We start from the raw sequence: 18,332 nt of genomic DNA, 5'->3' as shown, positions 1-18,332 counted from the left end.
TTTCACATGCTTTTACAACGCATTTTCGCTTCTGTGATGTTGCTGGTGTGCGCCGGCCTCGCGCTGATGGCCTGGCCTTATCAGGCGGCGTTTTCCTACGAGCCGGTGGGGCCTCGTGCCTACCCGCTGCTCATGCTCGGGCTGATGAGCCTGGGCCTGATCTACATGCTGTTTCGCCCGCAGCCGACCAAACACACTGAAGAAGAACCGGCACTGGACCGCGAAACCCTGATCAAGATCGGCATTTGTGTCGGCTTGCTGATCGTGTTCGCCGGCACCTTTGAGTCGCTCGGTTTCATCCTCAGCAGCATGTTGATCGGCATCCCCATGGCACGCCTGTACGGCGGCCGCTGGTTGCCAAGTGTGGTGATCGTCAGCCTGATGGCCATCGGTCTTTATCTGCTGTTCGATAAAGCCATGGATGTGCCGCTGCCCCTCGGTCTGCTCGACGTTCTGGAGAACTGATATGGATACGTTCAGCTATTTGGGCCAGGGCTTCGGCGTTGCACTGTCCCCTTACAACCTGGTGACCGCACTGTGCGGCACCTTGATCGGTACTGTCGTCGGCCTGCTGCCGGGCCTGGGCCCGATCAACGGCGTGGCGTTGTTGATTCCCATCGCATTCGCTCTGGGCCTGCCGCCCGAGTCGGCGTTGATCCTGCTGGCAGCCGTGTACCTGGGCTGCGAGTACGGCGGCCGTATCAGCTCGATCCTGCTCAACATCCCGGGTGAAGCTTCCACCGTGATGACCACCCTCGACGGCTACCCGATGGCACGTAAAGGCCTGGCCGGTGTAGCGCTGTCGTTGTCGGCGTGGAGTTCGTTTATCGGCGCGTTTATCGCCACCTGCGGCATGGTGTTGTTTGCGCCGCTGCTGGCCAAGTGGGCGATAGCCTTCGGACCGGCGGAATATTTCGTCCTGATGGTGTTCGCGATTGTCTGCCTGGGCGGCATGGCCGGTGACAAGCCGCTGAAGACCTTCGTGGCGGCGCTGATCGGCCTGTTCCTGTCAGCGGTCGGCATCGACGCCAACAGCGGCGTGTACCGCTTTACCGGCGATAACATCCACCTCACCGACGGCATCCAGTTCGTGGTGTTGGTGCTGGGTTTGTTCTCCATCAGCGAGATCCTGTTGCTGCTGGAAAAAACCCACCGTGGCCAGGAAGCGGTGAAAGCCACCGGACGGATGATGTTCAACCTGAAGGAAGCGTCCGCTGTCTTTGTGGTTAACATCCGCTGCGGCCTGCTGGGTTTCATCATGGGTGTATTGCCCGGTGCAGGTGCCACCTTGGCGTCGGCCGTTGCCTACATGACCGAAAAACGCCTGGCCGGTGCCAGCGGTAAATTCGGCCAGGGTGACATGCGCGGTCTCGCGGCCCCGGAAACCGCGATCGGCGCTTCCGCCTGTGGCGCGCTGGTACCGATGCTGACCCTCGGCGTTCCAGGTTCGGGTACCACCGCCGTGATGATCGGCGCCTTGTCGCTGTACAACATCACCCCAGGCCCGCTGCTGTTCCAACAGCAACCGGACATCGTCTGGGGCCTTATCGCGTCGTTGTTCATCGCCAACATCATGCTGGTGATTCTCAACATCCCGATGATCCGCATCTTCACCCGCATCCTGGCCGTGCCGAACTGGGCGCTGGTGCCGGTGATCGCCATCATCACCGCGATCGGTGTGTATGCCGTTCACGCCACCACCTTCGACCTGTTCCTGATGGTGGGTATCGGTATCTTCGGCTACATCCTGCGCAAGCTCGACTTCCCACTGTCGCCAGTGCTGCTGGGCTTTATCCTCGGCGGCCTGATGGAGCAGAACCTGCGCCGTGCGCTGTCGATCTCCAACGGTGCGCTGGACATCCTCTGGTCGAGCCCGATCACTTTTGGTGTGTGGGTGCTGACTGCGTTGATGCTGATGTTCCCGCTGGTGCGCATCTACCGTAAACGTGCCCTGCAGCGTCGTGCCGTGGCCGATGTCTGAGGTCACCTTTAAGCATTGGTGGGGAACACCGCTGGTCGGTCTGGCCGGCGGTTACCTGGCCAGCCTGGTCGGCTGGCCTTTGCCGTACATGGTCGGCTCGTTGCTGGCGATTATCCTGGTGCGTTGCCTCACGCCGTGGCAGTTGGCGGAGATTCCCGGCGGGCGCAAATGCGGCCAGTGGGTGGTCGGGATCGGCATCGGCCTGCACTTCACCCCGGTGGTGATCGAGCAGGTGATGAGCCATTTCGGGCTGATCTTCTTCGGCGCGCTGGTCACCAGCCTGTCGAGCATTGTCGGCGTATGGTTGATGCGACGCAGTGGTGAAGACCGCGCTACGGCGTTCTTCTCCAGCATGCCCGGCGGTTCCGGTGAGATGGTCAACCTCGGCGCACGCAATGGCGCGGTGCTCAGCCGTGTCGCGGCGGGGCAGAGTTTGCGCGTGCTGGTGGTGGTGTTGTGTGTGCCAGCGATCTTCAAGTATGTGCTGGAAGGCGGCACGCCGCAGTTTCACCCGGCGCCGGTGAGCTGGCCGTGGTTGCTGATGCTCTTTCCCCTTGGCGCGTTGGTGGCATGGGGATGGCAGCGTTTGCGTCAGCCAAACCCTTGGCTATTCGGGCCATTGTTGGTGAGCGCTACCGCTAGCGTGGTGTGGGACCTGCACATCGGCCTGCCTGACGGTGGCAGCCAGATTGGCCAGTGGTTGATCGGCAGCGGTTTGGGTTGCCACTTCAACCGTCAGTTCTTTCGCCGCGCGCCCTCATTCATGGGACGCACCTTGATCGGTACGGCCTTGACCATGGCGCTGGCGACATTGGCGGCGGTGGGTTTGAGTGCACTGACCCATCTGGACCTGCGCTCGTTGACCTTGGGCATGATGCCCGGCGGGATTGCCGAGATGAGCTTGACGGCAGAGACCTTGCAGCTGTCGGTGCCATTGGTAACGGCGATGCAGGTGATGCGGTTGTTGTTTGTGCTGTTTCTGGCGGAGCCGTTGTTCAGGCATTGGAACCGTCAGCCAGAACAAACATAAGGCTTGGCACCGTTCTAAATGTGGGAGCGGGCTTGCTCGCGAATGCGGTGTGTCAGTGAAAAATTTGCTGTCTGACACTCCGCATTCGCGAGCAAGCCCGCTCCCATATTGGCCTGCGGACAAACTTTAGGCCGGCGGCAACCGCCACTCAATCGGCGTCTCGCCATTCTGCTCAAGAAACTTGTTGGTGCGGCTGAAATGCCCACACCCCAAGAACCCGCGATACGCCGACAACGGCGACGGATGCACCGAGGTCAACACCAGGTGCTTGGTCGCATCCACCAGCTTCTGCTTGCCCTGCGCATGGGCGCCCCACAGCAGGAACACCAGGTGCGGCTGATGCTGGCTGACCACTTCGATAATCCGATCGGTAAAGAACTGCCAGCCCTTGCCCGCATGGGCGTTGGCATTGGCGCGCTCTACGGTCATGGTGGTGTTGAGCATCAGCACGCCCTGGTCGGCCCAGCTTTGCAGGCAGCCGTGGTTGGGGATGTCGATATTGAGGTCGCGCTTGAGCTCTTTGTAGATGTTCACCAGGGACGGTGGCGTCGGCACGCCCGGTTGCACCGAGAAGCACAAACCGTGGGCCTGGCCGGGGCCGTGGTAAGGGTCCTGGCCGAGGATCACCACCTTGACCTTGTCCAGCGGCGTGGAATTGAGGGCATTGAAAATCAGCGGACCGGGCGGGTAGATCTCTTTGCCGGCGGCATGTTCCTGGCGCAGGAACTCGCGCAACTGGGCCATATACGGCTGCTCGAACTCATCCCGCAGGGCGTGTTTCCAGCTGGGTTCGAGTTTGATACGGTCGTCTTCGGTCATGGTTGAATGGTCTTGTAAAAAAGAATGTGGCGAACCCTAGGAAAGCTGACCCCGCTTGTCAATTGATCTGACACACAACCGGTTTTTTCCCACGAAGGGATCATACTCATCCTTCACTTCCCCGAATGAGGTCACGATGAACCTGCACTTCGAAGAGCTGACCGGCAGCGACGGTGCCCGCATTGGCATCGCCAGCCTGGATGCGGAAAAGTCCCTCAACGCCCTCTCCCTGCCGATGATCCTGGCGCTGGGCGAACGCCTGGACGCCTGGGCCAAGGACCCGAACATCGTTTGCGTGCTACTGCGCGGCAACGGCCCCAAGGCGTTTTGTGCCGGCGGCGAAGTGCGCAGCCTGGCCCTGGCCTGCCGTGAACAACCCGGCGTCGTACCTGACTTGGCCGCACAGTTTTTTGCGGCGGAGTATCGCCTCGACTACCGCCTGCACACCTACACCAAACCGTTGATCTGCTGGGGCCACGGCTATGTGCTGGGCGGCGGCATGGGGCTGCTGCAAAGCGCGGCGGTGCGCATCGTCACACCGAGCAGCCGGTTGGCCATGCCCGAAATCAGCATCGGCTTGTATCCCGATGTAGGGGCCAGCAGGTTCTTGTCGCGCCTGCCGGGCAAGTTGGGTCTGTTTCTTGGCCTGACCGGCGCCCATATCAACGGGCGCGACGCCCTGGACCTGGACCTGGCCGACCGTTTCCTGCGTGACGACCAACAGGACGAACTGCTCGATGGCCTGTTGCAACTGAACTGGCAGGAACAAACAGCGATGCAACTCAACAGCCTGCTCAAGGCACTGGCCCAGGAAGCCGTGGACCAGCAACCCGAAGCTCAATGGCTGCCGCGACGCGCGCAGATCGACGAGTGGTTGGACGTTGGCGATGTGCGCTGTGCCTGGCGCGCACTAAGCCAGCTGCGCGAGCACAACGACCCACTGTTCAACCGCGCCGGCAAGACCTTGAGCGAGGGTTGCCCGCTGACCGCGCACCTGGTGTGGGAGCAGATTCAGCGCGCCCGCCACCTGTCCCTGGCCCAGGTGTTCCAGATGGAATACACCTTGAGCCTCAATTGCTGCCGCCACCCGGAATTCGCCGAAGGCGTTCGGGCGCGATTGATCGATAAGGACCAGAAACCGCATTGGCACTGGCCCGATATCAATAGCGTTCCCGAGGGAGTGGTGCAGGCACACTTTCACAAGGCGTGGGAAGGCAGGCACCCGCTGGCGGACCTCTCCGAGATTTAACGGTGCCCGCCATGGCCACCGCCGTCATGGCCACCCCGGTTATGACCGCCGCCGTTACCCCAGCGATTGCCCCAACCCTGGTTTGGATAGGGTCGGTAATCCGGCCTCGGGTAATAGCGCGGTGCTGGCTGGTAATAGCGCGGCGCCGAATAGTAGCGCGGTGGCGGCGCGTAGTAGCTACGTCCATACATGTAGGTCGGGCCGCCGTAGTAGTAGGCCGGCGCGGGCGCGGTGTAGACCTCGGAACGATAGTACGTGGCACCACCGTCGTAGTAAGGCACACAGGCGGAAAGGGTCAGACCGAGTAAAGCGCTGAGTAGCAATCGTCGATACATGGCGGCCTCCTGGACCGCGGAAGAGCACCTCCAGCGACGCTGGAGGGCGGCATTCATCTTTCACTGAATGACGAAATATCTGACATCAAAAACCGAATCTGGTGCGATCTGGTAATAGATTGATACATCTACGCGGATTGACTGATGCCCCCCTTCGAAGCCGCGCCCCCAGGGTCAGCAACCCATTAGATTTATCGTTTCAGTAAATTTACCTGGCCCGAATCTCCGTCGATTGCGATGATGTCACTATGACATCGCACAAAGCCAGGGAGGCTCTAGCGTGCGCCATTCGCCCCTATCGCCGGATTCGACCCATGAAAATCGCTACCAAGCTGCTGCTTTCATTTCTTATGTGTGCACTGGTCACCCTCGGGGTCGGCCTGTTGGGTATTCAGGGGGTCGCTCGCCTTGCTACGGCCCTGGAACTGACGTTCTCCAACAACCTGGTCTCGGTCAGTAACACGGCGGCCACCCTCAATGGCCTGGTCGCCCACAACCGCGGCCTGTACCGCCTGATGGACGCCAGCAAAGGTGACGTCGCCGCGCAAGACCGCGACCGTGTACGCCAAGACATCGCCAACGAACTCAAGCGCAGCCAGGCGGCCTACGCCACTTACCGTGCCACGCCGCTGGAAGACGACGAACGGGCGGCAGGCGACAAGCTCGACCAGCTCTGGCCCACGTACATCAGCAACTCCGACCGCGTCATTGCGTTGCTCGATGGCGGCCAGTTCGAACAGGCCCGCAACCAACTCAACTCCACCAACAATGAGCTGTTCCGCCAGGCGCGCGAACTGATCCGCGTGATGATCGAGTCCAACAACCGCCAGATCCAAGAAGGCGCCGTCGCCGCCGATGACCTGCGCGCCAGCGCGCTGACCTGGATGATCAGCGGCATCGTGCTGGCCTTCATCATCGCCATCGCCATTGGAGTGTTGATCACCCGCCTGATCACCCGCCCCATCGCCCAAGCGGTAGACAGCGCACAGCGCATCGCCAAGGGCGACCTGACCCAAGCCATCATCACCGAACGCACCGACGAAGCCGGGCAGCTGCTGATGGCGCTGTCGGATATGCAGGGCGGCCTCAAAAGCACCCTGGTGGAAATCGCCAATGCGTCCGACCAACTCGCCTCGGCCGCCGAAGAACTCAGCGCAGTCACCGATGAGAGCAGCCGTGGCCTGACGCGCCAAAACGACGAAATCCAGCAAGCCGCCACTGCGGTGAACCAGATGACTGCAGCGGTGGACGAAGTCGCGAGCAACGCCGTGTCCACCTCCGAAGCCTCGCGCCAGGCCACCACCGAAGCCGAAGATGGCCGCCAGCAGGTGGAACAGGCCGTGTCCGGCATGCGCTCGATGGTGGATGAGATCAACGACTCTACGCAGTCGGTGGCCGACCTCGCCGGCCAAGTACGCGAAATCGGCAATGTGATCGACGTGATCCGTGGCATCGCCGACCAGACCAACCTGCTGGCCCTCAACGCCGCCATCGAAGCCGCCCGTGCCGGTGAGCAAGGTCGCGGTTTTGCCGTGGTCGCCGATGAAGTGCGGGCGCTGGCGCATCGCACGCAAACGTCCACCGTCGACATCGAAAAAATGATCGGCGCCGTACAGGTCGGCGCCGATGACGCCGTGGCCGCCATGAACAAGAGCCTGACCTGGGCCACTAACACCCAGGCCCTGGCGCAGAACGCCGGTGAAGCGCTGCAGCGGATCACGGACAGCGTGGCGAAGATCAACGAGCGCAACCTGGTAATCGCCTCCGCGTCGGAAGAACAAGCCCAGGTCGCCCGTGAGGTAGACCGCAACCTGCTGAACATCCAGGACCTGTCCACCCAAACCGCCGCTGGCGCGCACCAGACCAACGCGTCCAGCCAAGACCTGTCGCGCCTGGCCACCTCGTTCAACACCTTGGTCAGCAAGTTCCAGTTGTAAACGCTTCATTGCAGTGCATCCGCGCACCCGCGTGATGCACTCGCCCCTCACACAAGCCTCCCCTCCTGCACTACCCGCCTGAAAAACCGGGCGTCGACGCCACTTGGCACGACTCTCGCTTTGCCTCTCACGTGCAGGATTGATAACAGGTTCGCGGCACCACAATTTGCAATGGCCGACTAGGGTTCCGGCTCGCTTCAAGCGAGTGGCTGGTCCGAGAGTTGGCGACCTCCAGTTGAGGTTACACGGCGGGATAAAAGCCCGGGAGACAAGCCACCGTTCACGGTGCCGCGTTGCTCCTGCTCGCCCTTGATCAACTGGAGAAGCCCCATGCCATCACCCCGTTTACCCGCCTTGCTCGCCGCCGCCTTTGCCGCGGTGCTGAGCGTCCAGACCCAAGCCGCCCCCAAAGACCACTTCAGCGTGTGCTGGACCATTTACGCCGGCTGGATGCCGTGGGAGTACGCCGGCAGCCAAGGCATCCTCGACAAGTGGGCCAAGAAGTACGGCATCAAGATCGACATGGTGCAGCTCAATGACTACGTCGAATCCATCAACCAGTACACCGCCGGCCAGTTCGACGGCTGCACCATGACCAACATGGACGCCCTCACCATCCCCGCCGCCGGCGGCGTGGACAGCACTGCGCTGGTGGTCAGTGACTTCTCCAACGGCAACGACGGCGTGGTCATCAAGGGCACCGGCAAGACCGTGGCCGACCTCAAGGGCATGAACGTCAACCTGGTGGAACTCTCGGTATCTCATTACCTGCTGGCCCGCGCGCTGGAGTCGGCCGACCTCACCGAAAAAGACCTGAAAGTGGTCAATACCTCAGACGCCGATATCGCCGCCGCTTTCAACACCGACCAGGTGCAGGCCGTGACCACTTGGAACCCGATGCTCTCCGAGATCAAGGCCAAGCCGGGTGTGACCGAGGTGTTCGACTCCAGCAAAGTGCCCGGCGAAATCATGGACATGATGGTGGTCAACACCCAGGTCCTCAAGGACAACCCGGCCCTGGGCAAGGCCCTCACCGGCGCCTGGTTCGAGACAGTCGCGCTGATGAATGCCAAGGGCGCCGCCAGCACCGAAGCCCTGGAACACATGGCCAAGGCTTCCGGCACCGACCTCAAGGGTTTCCAGTCGCAACTGGACACCACCAAGCTGTTCGCCACGCCCCAGGAAGCCCTGGCGTTTGCCACCAGCAAACAACTGCCGACCACCATGCGTAAGGTCGCCGAGTTTTCGTTTGAGCACGGCTTGCTCGGTGAAGGCGCCAAGGACACCAGCGCCGTGGGCATGAGCTTTGCCAATGGCGTGACCAGCGGTGACACCGCCAACCTCAAGCTGCATTTCGACCCCAGCTACGTGCAGATGGCCGCCGACGGCAAGCTGTAAGAGGACCCGGCCATGCGCCTGATCAACCGTCACCCGGAACGCTCCAGCCGCTTGCTGTTGGTGCTGCTGCCCTTCGCGCTGCTGCTGTTCGCCTATTTCGTAGGCTCGGCCGAGCGCCTGGCGGACAACCCCAACGACAAGCTGCTGCCCAGCGCCGTGCAAATGGGCGACGCCATAAAGCGCCTGGCGTTCAGCGCCGACAGCCGCACCGGTGAATACGTGCTGTGGCAAGACACCGCGTCAAGCCTGCAGCGTCTGGCCATCGGCCTGGGCATCAGTGCCCTCGCCGGCTTGTGCCTGGGTATTGCCGCCGGGACCTTGCCGCTGTTTGGCGCGCCGCTGTCGCCACTGCTGACCGTGCTGTCGATGGTGCCGCCGCTGGCGATCCTGCCGATCCTGTTCATCGTGTTTGGCCTGGGCGAGTTGTCGAAGGTGATGCTGATCGTGATCGGCATCACCCCGGCATTGGCGCGAGACCTGGAACAGCGCGCGCGGGAAATTCCTATCGAGTTGCTGGTAAAAGCCCAGACCCTCGGTGCGTCCACCTGGACCTTGATGCTGCGCGTGGTGTTGCCGCAATTGCTGCCACGCCTGCTGATCTCACTGCGCCTGATGCTGGGTTCGGCGTGGTTGTTCCTGATTGCCGCCGAGGCCATCGCCTCCACCGATGGCTTGGGCTATCGGATCTTCCTGGTACGCCGCTACCTGGCGATGGACGTGATCCTGCCCTACGTGGTGTGGATCACCCTGCTTGCGTGGCTGATGGACTGGGGCCTCAAGGCCCTGACCCGACGCGCGTTCCCCTGGTACGAAGGAGCGCGGGCATGAGCTTTATCAGCGTGAACAATGTGTGGCAGCGCTACGGCGACCAAGTGGTGCTGGAAGGGCTCAACCTGCATGTGGCCGAGGGCGAGTTCTGCACGCTGGTGGGCACGTCAGGCTGCGGCAAATCCACCTTTCTGCGCCTGCTGCTGGGCCAGGAAACCGCGAGCAAGGGCGAGATTCTATTGAATGGCCAGGCCCTTGCCGCCGAGCCGGATGCCAGCCGTGGCGTGGTGTTCCAGCGTTACTCGGTGTTCCCGCATTTGAGCGTGTTGGACAACGTCGCGCTGGGCCTGGAACTGCCGCGCTCGGCACTGCTGGGACGCTTGTTCGGCAAGGCTAAGAAAGACGCGCGGGAACAGGCCGCCGCCCTGCTGCATAAAGTCGGCCTTGGCCACGCCCTGGACAAGTACCCGGCGCAGCTTTCTGGCGGTATGCAGCAACGCCTGGCCATCGCCCAGGCCCTGATCATGAAACCGCGCGTATTGCTGCTGGATGAACCCTTCGGCGCCCTCGACCCGGGCATTCGCAAAGACATGCACCAGTTGCTGCTGGAGCTGTGGCGCGAAACCCGGCTGACGGTGTTCATGGTCACCCACGACCTCAGCGAAGGCTTCAGCCTCGGCACGCGCCTGCTGGTGTTCGACAAAGTCCGCGTCGATCCTCACGCCCCCGGTGCCTATGGCGCCCGCATCACCTACGACATCCCTTTGAACAGCGAACGCCGCAAGGCGCTCGCCGCAGAACTTGGAGCGACTGCCCAATGACCGATTCCACCCAACTGTTCCCACCGTTTGCCGAAGAAATGCTGCCCGGCGGCGGTCACCGTTCGTTTGTGCTCAAGCGCGGCCAACTGCTGCGCCTTACCGACCTGCGCGGCGGCGCCAACGTCAGCCTCACGCTGCTCAATGCCAATGAAAAAACCGAGCGCCTGAACCTGCCCGACAGCCTCAAATGCCAACACACCGCCAAGCTCACCACCGGCCATTGCCTGTACTCCGACATGGGCCGCGTTCTGGCCGCCATCACCGCAGACACCTGCGGCTGGAGTGACAGCATCGGCGGCGTGCTCTGCGCCAGCGAAGTCGCCGAAAAGTACGGCCAGGGGCGTTACCAGGAAATGCGCAACGGCTTCTTCCGCAACGGCACCGACAACCTGCTGGTGGAGTTGGGCAAGTGGGGCCTGGGGCTGTCGGACCTGCTGATGACCCTCAACCTGTTCAGCCGCGTCAGCGTGGATGGCGACGGTGGCCTGCACTTTGTGCCGGGCAATTCCAAGGCCGGTGACTACATCGAACTCTACGCGCCGATGGACACCCTGGTGGTGCTCACCGCCCTGCAACACCCGATGGACCCCAACCCCGACTACGCCCCGCAACCGCTGAAACTGGCCTGGATGAACGCCGACAAAAGCGTCGCTGAACACTGCCGCACCTCGCGCCCGGAAAACGAGCGCGGCTTTATCAACACCGACCGTCTGTTCGCCTGAGGAGCTGCCATGTCTATCGCACTGAAACAACCGGATGCGGCCGTGTACCGCGCCACCATTCCCGCTGGCGAGCCGTGGCTGATGGAGGTCAAGGCCGGGCAGACCCTGCGCATCCTCGACCTGGAGGGCAACCAGGCTGTCGACACCTTGTTCTACAGCCTCAAGAACCCCAAGGAACGCTACGACGTGCAGCGCACCCTGCGTCGGCAGAACAGCGTGTACCTGGGCATCGGCAGCGTGCTGTATTCCAACCTCGGCCAGCCGATGCTGACCATCGTCGACGACACCTGTGGCCGCCACGACACCCTCGGCGGCGCCTGCGCCCAGGAGAGCAACACCGTGCGCTACGCCCTGGAAAAACGCTACATGCACAGCTGCCGCGACAACTACCTGCGGGCCTGCGCCCACGATGGCCGGCTGGGTAAAGGCGACATCGGGCCGAACATCAATTTCTTCATGAATGTGCCAGTGACAGCCGACGGTGGGCTGACGTTTGAGGACGGTATATCCGCCCCCGGCAAATACGTCGATTTGCGTGCGGAGATGGACGTGATCGTGCTGATTTCCAACTGCCCGCAGTTGAACAACCCGTGCAATGCCTACAACCCCACCCCTGCGGAGCTACTGGTATGGAACTGAAAATGAAGCGGTTGCGCCAATGGTTGTTCGGTTTGTGCCAATCCCGCGCCGGGCAGTGCATCCGAAAACAATGAGTTCCCAATGTGGGAGCTGGCTTGCCTGCGATGGCGGTGTGTCAGTCGACCAATGGCGTGACTGATACACCGCCATCGCGGGCAAGCCCGGCTCCCACATGGGCACTGCATCAACTTCACAGATTTGCGCCATGGACGACCCTGGCGCGCACCCCAATAGGCGGGACGGCCCGCAGGGTTTTGCCATGTTCGAAAAACTCTTGATCGCCAACCGCGGCGCCATTGCCTGCCGCATCCTGCGCACCTTGCGCGAGCTTCACGTAAAAGGCGTTGCGGTGTACGCGCAAGCCGATGCCGCCAGCCTGCATATCCAGCAAGCCGACGAAGCCTACAGCCTCGGTGAAGGCGCGGCGGCGGGCACTTACCTGGCGGTGGAAAAAATCCTCGCCATCGCCAAGGCCTGTGGCGCCAAGGCCATCCATCCGGGTTATGGCTTTCTCTCGGAAAACGCTGCCTTTGCCGAGGCCTGTGAAAACGCCGGCATCGCCTTCGTCGGGCCAACGCCCGAGCAACTGCGCGTGTTCGGTCTCAAGCACACGGCCCGCGCATTGGCCAAGCAGCATCAAATCCCGTTGCTGGAAGGTACCGAGCTGCTCGACAGCGTCGACGCCGCCCTGCTCGCCGCCGACCACGTGGGCTACCCGGTGATGCTCAAAAGTACCGCCGGTGGTGGCGGTATTGGCATGCGCGTGTGCCGCCATGCGACCGAATTGAGCGAATCCTTCGAAGCGGTCAAACGCCTGGGCCAGAACAACTTCAGCGATGCCGGCGTGTTCATCGAGAAGTACATCCAGCACGCGCGCCACTTGGAAGTGCAGGTGTTTGGCGACGGCGCGGGTGAGGTGATCGCCCTCGGCGTGCGTGACTGCTCGGTGCAGCGGCGCAACCAGAAAGTCCTCGAAGAAACCCCGGCGCCGAACCTGCCCGACGGCATGGCCGAGGCGTTATGCGCGGCCGCCATCACCCTGGCCAAAGCGGTGAACTACCGCAGCGCCGGTACCGTGGAATTTATCTTTGATAGCGCCGATGGGCGCTTCTATTTCCTGGAAGTGAACACCCGGTTGCAAGTGGAACACGGCGTCACCGAACAAGTGTGGGGTGTGGACCTGGTGCGCTGGATGGTGCAATTGGCGGCAGGTGAAATGCCGCCGTTGAACGAGCTTGTTTTAAGCCCTCAAGGCCATGCAATCCAGGCACGTTTGTATGCAGAAGACCCTGGCCGGGATTTCCAACCCAGCCCGGGCTTGCTGACCCAGGTGGACTTCCCGGTTGCCGATGGCTTGCGCATCGATACCTGGGTAGAAGCCGGGTGCGAGATCCCACCGTACTTCGACCCGATGATCGCCAAGCTCATCACGTGGGCGCCTACCCGGGAGCAGGCACGCCTGGATTTACACCGGGCACTGAGCGACAGCCAACTCTACGGCCTGGAAACCAACCGCGATTACCTGAGCCAGATCCTGCTCGCCGCGCCCTTCGCCAGTGGCCACCCATGGACCCGCTGCCTGGAAGATCTGGTCTACGTCGCCGACACCGTCGAAGTGCTGAGTGCGGGCACGCAAACCAGTGTGCAGGACTACCCAGGCCGCCTCGGTTATTGGGCGGTGGGCGTGCCGCCGTCAGGGCCGATGGACAGCCGTGCGCTGCGCCTGGGCAATCGCCTGCTGGGCAACAGCGACGGTACCGCCGCGCTGGAAATCACCATGAGTGGGCCGATGCTGCGCTTCAATTGCGCGGCGGTCGTGGCGGTCACCGGCGCAGTCATTCCGCTGCTGTTGGATGATCAACCGGTGCCGATGAATACCACGCTGTTGATCGAGGCGGGTTCGGTATTGAGCCTGGGCACCATGGCTGGCGCCGGCGCACGCAGTTACCTGTGCCTGCGCGGCGGGTTGCAGGTGCCGGACTATCTGGGCAGCAAAAGCACCTTCACCCTCGGCCAGTTCGGCGGCCATGGCGGGCGCGCGTTGCGGGCCGGCGATGTGTTGCACCTGCGGCCATTGACGGACGCGGGTGCTGGGCAACAATTGATAGCCGAGCCGCTGCCGCAAACGCGCACGCTGCGGGTAATCTACGGCCCCCACGGCGCGCCGGAATACTTCAAGCCCGAGTACATCGACACCTTCTTCGCCACCCAATGGGAAGTGCACTTCAACTCCAGCCGTACCGGCGTACGGTTGATCGGGCCCAAACCGTTGTGGGCACGCACGGATGGCGGTGAAGCGGGGCTGCACCCGTCGAATATCCATGACAACCCCTATGCCATCGGCGCGGTGGATTTCACCGGGGACATGCCGGTGATCCTCGGGCCGGACGGGCCAAGCCTGGGCGGGTTTGTGTGCCCGGTAACGGTGGTCGAGGCAGACTTGTGGCAACTCGGCCAGCTCAAGGCAGGCGACAAAATTTGCTTCGCACCGGTCGATCTCAAAACGGCCCGGGAGCTTGCCTTGAAATGGGATCAAGTGCCTGAGCCAAGCCAGCCTTCTCAAGTGATCGAGTCGCCGGTGGTACTGGACATCGGCAGCGCCGACACCCAACTGGTCGCTCGCCTTGCCGGTGACACTCACCTGCTGCTGGAAATCGGCGCACCGGAGCTGGACCTGGTACTACGCTTTCGCGCCCACGCCCTGATGCAAGCGCTGGAGGCCCGTGCCCTGCCGGGTGTGATCGACCTGACGCCGGGCATCCGCTCGTTGCAGATCCACTATCAACCCGAACAACTGCCCCTGGCCGACTTGCTGGCGTTGATCGCCAACGAGTGGACCGCCGTATGCGCCACGCAGAACCTGCAAGTGCCCTCACGCATCGTGCATTTGCCGCTGTCGTGGGACGACCCGGCGTGCCAGTTGGCGATCGAGAAATACATGACCACCGTGCGCAAGGACGCGCCCTGGTGCCCGAGCAACCTGGAGTTCATCCGCCGCATCAACGACCTGGCCAACCTCGACGAGGTACGCCACACGGTGTTCGATGCCAGCTACCTGGTGATGGGCCTGGGCGACGTGTACCTCGGCGCCCCGGTGGCCACGCCGCTGGACCCGCGCCATCGCCTGGTGACCACAAAGTACAACCCGGCGCGCACCTGGACCGCCGAGAACTCGGTGGGCATTGGCGGTGCATACCTGTGCATCTACGGCATGGAAGGCCCCGGCGGTTACCAGTTTGTGGGGCGGACCTTGCAGATGTGGAATCGCTACCGTGAAGTCGCGGCGTTTGAGGGCAAGCCGTGGTTGCTGCGGTTCTTTGACCAGATCCGGTTCTATCCGGTGAGTGCTGACGAGTTGCTACGGATTCGTCGGGATTTCCCCTTGGGCCGATTTGAGCTGGGGATTGAGAACAGCCAGTTGGACCTGGCCGATTACCAGGCCTTCCTGGCGCGCGAAGCAACGGGCATCAGCGCGTTTCGTGAGCAACAGCAGCACGCCTTCAACGCCGAGCGCGAACGCTGGATTGCCAGCGGCCAGGCGCATTTCGACAGCGAGGAGCTGGCGGCGCCACTGGCTGCGGACACGCCGCTGCACACCAATGAATACAGCATCGACAGCCATATCGCCGGCAACCTCTGGCAGGTCCAGGTCACCGCCGGAGAGCGAGTGGCTGCAGGCGATGTGCTGGTGATCCTGGAGTCGATGAAAATGGAAATCCCCGTGGTGGCGCCGTTCGCCGGCACTGTGCGTGAGATCCCCGTGCAACCCGGCAGCGGCATTGGTGCCGGGCAACGCGTAGTGGTACTGGAACGTGACTGACTTTTCTATTTCGACAGGCGGACAAGCCATGAACCTGCAACTGGACAACTTGCGCAATGCCTACCTCAGTGGCGACACCACCCCACGGGAAGTGCTGTTGCATCTGCGTGAAAAAGCCGTGCAATTGAACCCCGACTATCACCTGTTCATTCACCTGCTCAGCGTCGCGCAGATGGAGCCATACCTGGCCGCACTGGAGCGTCGCGACCCGGCCGAGTTGCCGCTGTACGGCGTGCCCTTTGCAATCAAGGACAACATTGACCTGGCCGGTATTCCCACCACCGCTGCCTGCCCGGCGTTTGCGTACGTGCCGCAGCACAGCGCGACGATTGTCGAGCAGTTGATCGCCCTGGGCGCCGTGCCGCTGGGCAAGACCAACCTCGACCAGTTCGCCACCGGGCTCAATGGCAGCCGCTCGCCGTACGGCGTCTGCCCCAACAGCGTGTTGGCGGAATATCCGTCGGGCGGGTCCAGTGCCGGATCGTCATTGGCGGTCGCACTGGGTGTCGCCAGTTTTGCCCTGGGCACCGACACCGCAGGCTCCGGGCGTGTGCCGGCGGCGCTGAACAACCTGGTGGGGCTCAAGGCGACCAAAGGGTTGATCTCCACCGCTGGGGTGGTGCCGGCCTGCCGCACATTGGATTGCGTCACCACGTTTACCCGCACCGCACGGGAAGCCAGCCAGTTGCTGGCGCTGACCGCCAAACTTGATCCGCTGGACGCCTACAGCCGCCAGAACCCGGCGTGGAATGACGCACCGGCCTTTGGCGCGCCCAGGCCTTTTCGCTTTGGTGTGCCGCGCCAGGAAGACCTGGAATTCTTTGGCTGCGCGCAAGGCCCGCGGCTGTTCCAGCAAGCCATCGCCCGCATGATTGCCCTCGGCGGTGAGCCGGTGGCACTGGACTTGTCACCGTTTCTTGAAGCGGCGCGCCTGCTCTACGAAGGACCGTGGGTGGCCGAACGCTACAGCGTGGCCGGTGAACTGATGGAGCGTGATCCCGAGGCGGTGCTGCCGGTGATTCGTGCGGTATTGGCCAAGGCACCGGCGGTCACCGGCGTCGACACCTTCCGTGCGCACTACCGCCTGCAAACCTTGAAAGCCCAGTGCGACCGCGCGCTGGAGGGGCTGGACTGCGTGCTGACGCCCGCGATCGGTCGCCCGGTGACGCTGGCAGAACTGCACGCCGAACCGGTGCTGCGCAATGCCGAACTGGGCTACTACACCAACTTCATGAACCTGCTGGACTACGCCGCCGTCGCCGTGCCCAGCGGCGTGATGGACAACGGCCTGCCGTGGGGCGTGACCGTATTTGGCCGAGCGTTTACCGACCAATACCTGTTGGGCGTGGCAGATGCGTTGCAGCGTCAGCAAGACGCATCACTGGGCGTGCCCACTACTGTCGCCAGCCATGACTGCACACGGTTGGTGGTGTGCGGCGCGCACCTGCAGGGGCTGGCACTGAACAGCCAGCTGTTGCGCCGGGGGGCACACCTGATTGAGCGCACCCGCAGCTCGCCCGACTATCAACTGTTCGCCCTGGCGGGTGGGCCGCCGTATCGCCCCGGCATGCTGCGGGTGAGTGAGGGCGGCACCGCCATCGAAGTGGAAGTGTGGGAACTGCCGAGCCGTGAACTGGGCTCCTTCCTCACCGGCATCCCGGCGCCCTTGGGCCTGGGCAAAGTGCAACTGGCGGATGGGCGGTGGGAAAGCGGCTTTATCTGCGAGCCCTATGGGCTGGCGGGCGCGGTGGACATCAGCCATTTCGGCGGCTGGCGCAGCTACCTGCGCAGCTTGCAATAGCCGGACGGGACTGTATCGTGCAGGTAACTCCGGGGCCCTGCCCGATACAGCCTGAATCGACCGATGACCACCCCTACCCTCTGCCCCGCCTGCGGTGCGCCCAACGACTGCTCCCTCGCCGACCCGCGTACGGCCGATCAAGCCTGCTGGTGCTACAGCGTCAGCATCGACCCGGCGGTGCTTGAAGCCTTGCCCGATGAACTGCGCAACACCGCCTGCCTGTGCCCGCGCTGCGCCCAGGTGGACAAGCAATTGAAAAGTCAAAATGCGCGTTGATCGCTTCCTCAGCAACCTCCCTCGTTTCAATCGCAAGCAAGTACGCCTGCTGCTGGTAGAACGGCGGGTGACGGTGGATGGTGTGGCGGTGAGCGATCCTCACCATGAGGTGCGCGAATTCAGCCACGTTTGCGTTGATGATGAGGTGCTGCAAACAGGCAAGTCAGCGCGGTACTTCATGCTGCACAAACCTCAGGGTTGCGTCAGTGCCACGTCGGACCCGCAGCACCCAACAGTCCTCGACTTGCTGGATGAGCCGGATACACACGAGTTGCATATCGCCGGCCGTCTGGATTTCAACACCACCGGTCTGATGCTCATCACCAATGACGGCCAGTGGTCACGACGCCTCACCCAACCGCAGACCAAGCTGCCCAAGGTTTATCTCGTAGAGACTGAACAAGTTATTGGCCCCGAATACGCAGTGACCTTCAAGGCGGGCCTGTACTTTGCGTTTGAAGACCTGACCACCCAACCCGCCGAACTGGAACTGCTGGGGCCGACGACGGCGCGGCTGGGTATTGTCGAGGGGCGTTATCACCAGGTGAAACGCATGTTCGGGCATTTCAATAACAAGGTGATCGGCTTGCATCGCGAACGGATGGGCCCCTTGGTGCTCGATGCTGCCTTGGCGCCGGGCGAGTACCGGGCGCTGACTGACGACGAAATCCGACAGGTCTGATGACCGTTCAGCCGGTACTGGTAAAAAACCACTGTGTCGCCTTGCGAGGCAGCA

At 62.6% G+C, this 18,332-nt stretch carries 16 protein-coding genes and 1 riboswitch; of the genes, 14 read left to right on the top strand and 2 right to left on the bottom strand.

What is annotated here, in order from left to right; genetic code table 11:
- The first annotated feature begins 6 nt into the window (after positions 1–6).
- From CFE47_RS13160 to CFE47_RS13150, 3 genes are read left to right on the top strand one after another with little or no spacing between them, the layout of a single operon-like run.
- On the top strand, positions 7–465 hold the full coding sequence (locus tag CFE47_RS13160) for a tripartite tricarboxylate transporter TctB family protein (RefSeq protein WP_286837601.1): 459 nt from the start codon (positions 7–9) through the stop codon (positions 463–465).
- A gap of 1 nt (position 466) precedes the next feature.
- Complete coding sequence (locus tag CFE47_RS13155) at positions 467–1,981, top strand: tripartite tricarboxylate transporter permease (RefSeq protein ID WP_135288140.1); 1,515 nt, start codon at positions 467–469, stop codon at positions 1,979–1,981.
- The gene (locus CFE47_RS13150; RefSeq protein ID WP_286837599.1) at positions 1,974–3,011 is read left to right on the top strand and encodes an AbrB family transcriptional regulator; all 1,038 of its coding nucleotides are present in this window, start codon (positions 1,974–1,976) and stop codon (positions 3,009–3,011) included. Before CFE47_RS13155 ends, CFE47_RS13150 begins: the two co-directional genes overlap by 8 nt.
- A 126-nt stretch (positions 3,012–3,137) precedes the next feature.
- Here CFE47_RS13150 and ung read toward each other — a convergent pair whose 3' ends face one another.
- Positions 3,138–3,830 carry a uracil-DNA glycosylase gene (gene ung, locus CFE47_RS13145; RefSeq protein ID WP_286837597.1) on the bottom strand — a complete coding sequence of 231 codons (693 nt, stop codon included), beginning with the start codon at positions 3,828–3,830 and terminating at the stop codon, positions 3,138–3,140.
- A gap of 136 nt (positions 3,831–3,966) precedes the next feature.
- Between ung and dspII the strand changes: the two genes are divergently transcribed.
- A complete protein-coding gene (dspII, locus tag CFE47_RS13140; RefSeq protein ID WP_286837595.1) occupies positions 3,967–5,079 on the top strand; it encodes an enoyl-CoA hydratase/isomerase DspII in 1,113 nt (370 codons plus the stop codon).
- Here dspII and CFE47_RS13135 read toward each other — a convergent pair.
- A complete protein-coding gene (locus CFE47_RS13135) occupies positions 5,076–5,414 on the bottom strand; it encodes a hypothetical protein (protein WP_286837593.1) in 339 nt (112 codons plus the stop codon). The genes dspII and CFE47_RS13135 overlap by 4 nt on opposite strands.
- 314 nt (positions 5,415–5,728) lie before the next feature.
- On the opposite strand from CFE47_RS13135, the gene CFE47_RS13130 reads away from it, so the two are divergent.
- From CFE47_RS13130 to CFE47_RS13085, 10 genes are all read left to right on the top strand, one after another.
- Complete coding sequence (locus CFE47_RS13130) at positions 5,729–7,351, top strand: methyl-accepting chemotaxis protein (protein ID WP_286837591.1); 1,623 nt, start codon at positions 5,729–5,731, stop codon at positions 7,349–7,351.
- Between the two features lie 168 nt (positions 7,352–7,519).
- A riboswitch (guanidine-I (ykkC/yxkD leader) is annotated at positions 7,520–7,621 on the top strand.
- A gap of 60 nt (positions 7,622–7,681) precedes the next feature.
- Positions 7,682–8,749 (top strand): putative urea ABC transporter substrate-binding protein, encoded by a 1,068-nt coding sequence (locus CFE47_RS13125; RefSeq protein ID WP_185709464.1) that lies wholly within the window; start codon positions 7,682–7,684, stop codon positions 8,747–8,749.
- A gap of 12 nt (positions 8,750–8,761) precedes the next feature.
- Positions 8,762–9,577: an ABC transporter permease gene (locus CFE47_RS13120; protein ID WP_286837588.1), complete on the top strand. Its 816-nt coding sequence runs from the start codon at positions 8,762–8,764 to the stop codon at positions 9,575–9,577.
- Entirely contained in the window at positions 9,574–10,338 is a 765-nt protein-coding gene (locus CFE47_RS13115; RefSeq protein WP_286837586.1) for an ABC transporter ATP-binding protein, read from the top strand. Before CFE47_RS13120 ends, CFE47_RS13115 begins: the two co-directional genes overlap by 4 nt.
- Positions 10,335–11,060 (top strand): urea amidolyase associated protein UAAP1, encoded by a 726-nt coding sequence (locus CFE47_RS13110; RefSeq protein ID WP_286837584.1) that lies wholly within the window; start codon positions 10,335–10,337, stop codon positions 11,058–11,060. The genes CFE47_RS13115 and CFE47_RS13110 overlap by 4 nt, the downstream gene beginning before the upstream one ends.
- Before the next feature lie 9 nt (positions 11,061–11,069).
- Positions 11,070–11,699 (top strand): urea amidolyase associated protein UAAP2, encoded by a 630-nt coding sequence (locus CFE47_RS13105; protein WP_286837582.1) that lies wholly within the window; start codon positions 11,070–11,072, stop codon positions 11,697–11,699.
- A 259-nt stretch (positions 11,700–11,958) separates the two neighbouring features.
- Positions 11,959–15,519, top strand: coding sequence for an urea carboxylase (gene uca, locus CFE47_RS13100; RefSeq protein WP_286837581.1), 3,561 nt, complete (start codon positions 11,959–11,961; stop codon positions 15,517–15,519).
- Positions 15,520–15,547: 28 nt separating this feature from the next.
- Complete coding sequence (gene atzF, locus CFE47_RS13095; RefSeq protein WP_286837579.1) at positions 15,548–17,320, top strand: allophanate hydrolase; 1,773 nt, start codon at positions 15,548–15,550, stop codon at positions 17,318–17,320.
- 63 nt (positions 17,321–17,383) lie between these two features.
- Positions 17,384–17,596: a cysteine-rich CWC family protein gene (locus CFE47_RS13090; RefSeq protein WP_286837578.1), complete on the top strand. Its 213-nt coding sequence runs from the start codon at positions 17,384–17,386 to the stop codon at positions 17,594–17,596.
- Complete coding sequence (locus CFE47_RS13085; protein ID WP_286837576.1) at positions 17,586–18,278, top strand: pseudouridine synthase; 693 nt, start codon at positions 17,586–17,588, stop codon at positions 18,276–18,278. The genes CFE47_RS13090 and CFE47_RS13085 overlap by 11 nt, the downstream gene beginning before the upstream one ends.
- The last annotated feature ends 54 nt before the right edge of the window (positions 18,279–18,332 follow it).

This window comes from Pseudomonas sp. PGPPP1 (genome assembly GCF_002255865.1).
Classification (GTDB): domain Bacteria; phylum Pseudomonadota; class Gammaproteobacteria; order Pseudomonadales; family Pseudomonadaceae; genus Aquipseudomonas; species Aquipseudomonas cremoris.
This window is presented reverse-complemented; position numbering and strand designations above follow the sequence as displayed.

Excerpts from the sequence above, each read along its gene's own strand:
- CFE47_RS13160 (WP_286837601.1), top strand. The coding sequence starts at position 7 with ATGCTTTTACAACGCATTTTCGCTTCTGTGATGTTGCTGGTGTGCGCC.
- CFE47_RS13155 (WP_135288140.1), top strand. The coding sequence starts at position 467 with ATGGATACGTTCAGCTATTTGGGCCAGGGCTTCGGCGTTGCACTGTCC.
- CFE47_RS13150 (WP_286837599.1), top strand. The coding sequence starts at position 1,974 with ATGTCTGAGGTCACCTTTAAGCATTGGTGGGGAACACCGCTGGTCGGT.
- ung (WP_286837597.1), bottom strand. The coding sequence starts at position 3,830 with ATGACCGAAGACGACCGTATCAAACTCGAACCCAGCTGGAAACACGCC.
- dspII (WP_286837595.1), top strand. The coding sequence starts at position 3,967 with ATGAACCTGCACTTCGAAGAGCTGACCGGCAGCGACGGTGCCCGCATT.
- CFE47_RS13135 (WP_286837593.1), bottom strand. The coding sequence starts at position 5,414 with ATGTATCGACGATTGCTACTCAGCGCTTTACTCGGTCTGACCCTTTCC.
- CFE47_RS13130 (WP_286837591.1), top strand. The coding sequence starts at position 5,729 with ATGAAAATCGCTACCAAGCTGCTGCTTTCATTTCTTATGTGTGCACTG.
- CFE47_RS13125 (WP_185709464.1), top strand. The coding sequence starts at position 7,682 with ATGCCATCACCCCGTTTACCCGCCTTGCTCGCCGCCGCCTTTGCCGCG.
- CFE47_RS13120 (WP_286837588.1), top strand. The coding sequence starts at position 8,762 with ATGCGCCTGATCAACCGTCACCCGGAACGCTCCAGCCGCTTGCTGTTG.
- CFE47_RS13115 (WP_286837586.1), top strand. The coding sequence starts at position 9,574 with ATGAGCTTTATCAGCGTGAACAATGTGTGGCAGCGCTACGGCGACCAA.
- CFE47_RS13110 (WP_286837584.1), top strand. The coding sequence starts at position 10,335 with ATGACCGATTCCACCCAACTGTTCCCACCGTTTGCCGAAGAAATGCTG.
- CFE47_RS13105 (WP_286837582.1), top strand. The coding sequence starts at position 11,070 with ATGTCTATCGCACTGAAACAACCGGATGCGGCCGTGTACCGCGCCACC.
- uca (WP_286837581.1), top strand. The coding sequence starts at position 11,959 with ATGTTCGAAAAACTCTTGATCGCCAACCGCGGCGCCATTGCCTGCCGC.
- atzF (WP_286837579.1), top strand. The coding sequence starts at position 15,548 with ATGAACCTGCAACTGGACAACTTGCGCAATGCCTACCTCAGTGGCGAC.
- CFE47_RS13090 (WP_286837578.1), top strand. The coding sequence starts at position 17,384 with ATGACCACCCCTACCCTCTGCCCCGCCTGCGGTGCGCCCAACGACTGC.
- CFE47_RS13085 (WP_286837576.1), top strand. The coding sequence starts at position 17,586 with ATGCGCGTTGATCGCTTCCTCAGCAACCTCCCTCGTTTCAATCGCAAG.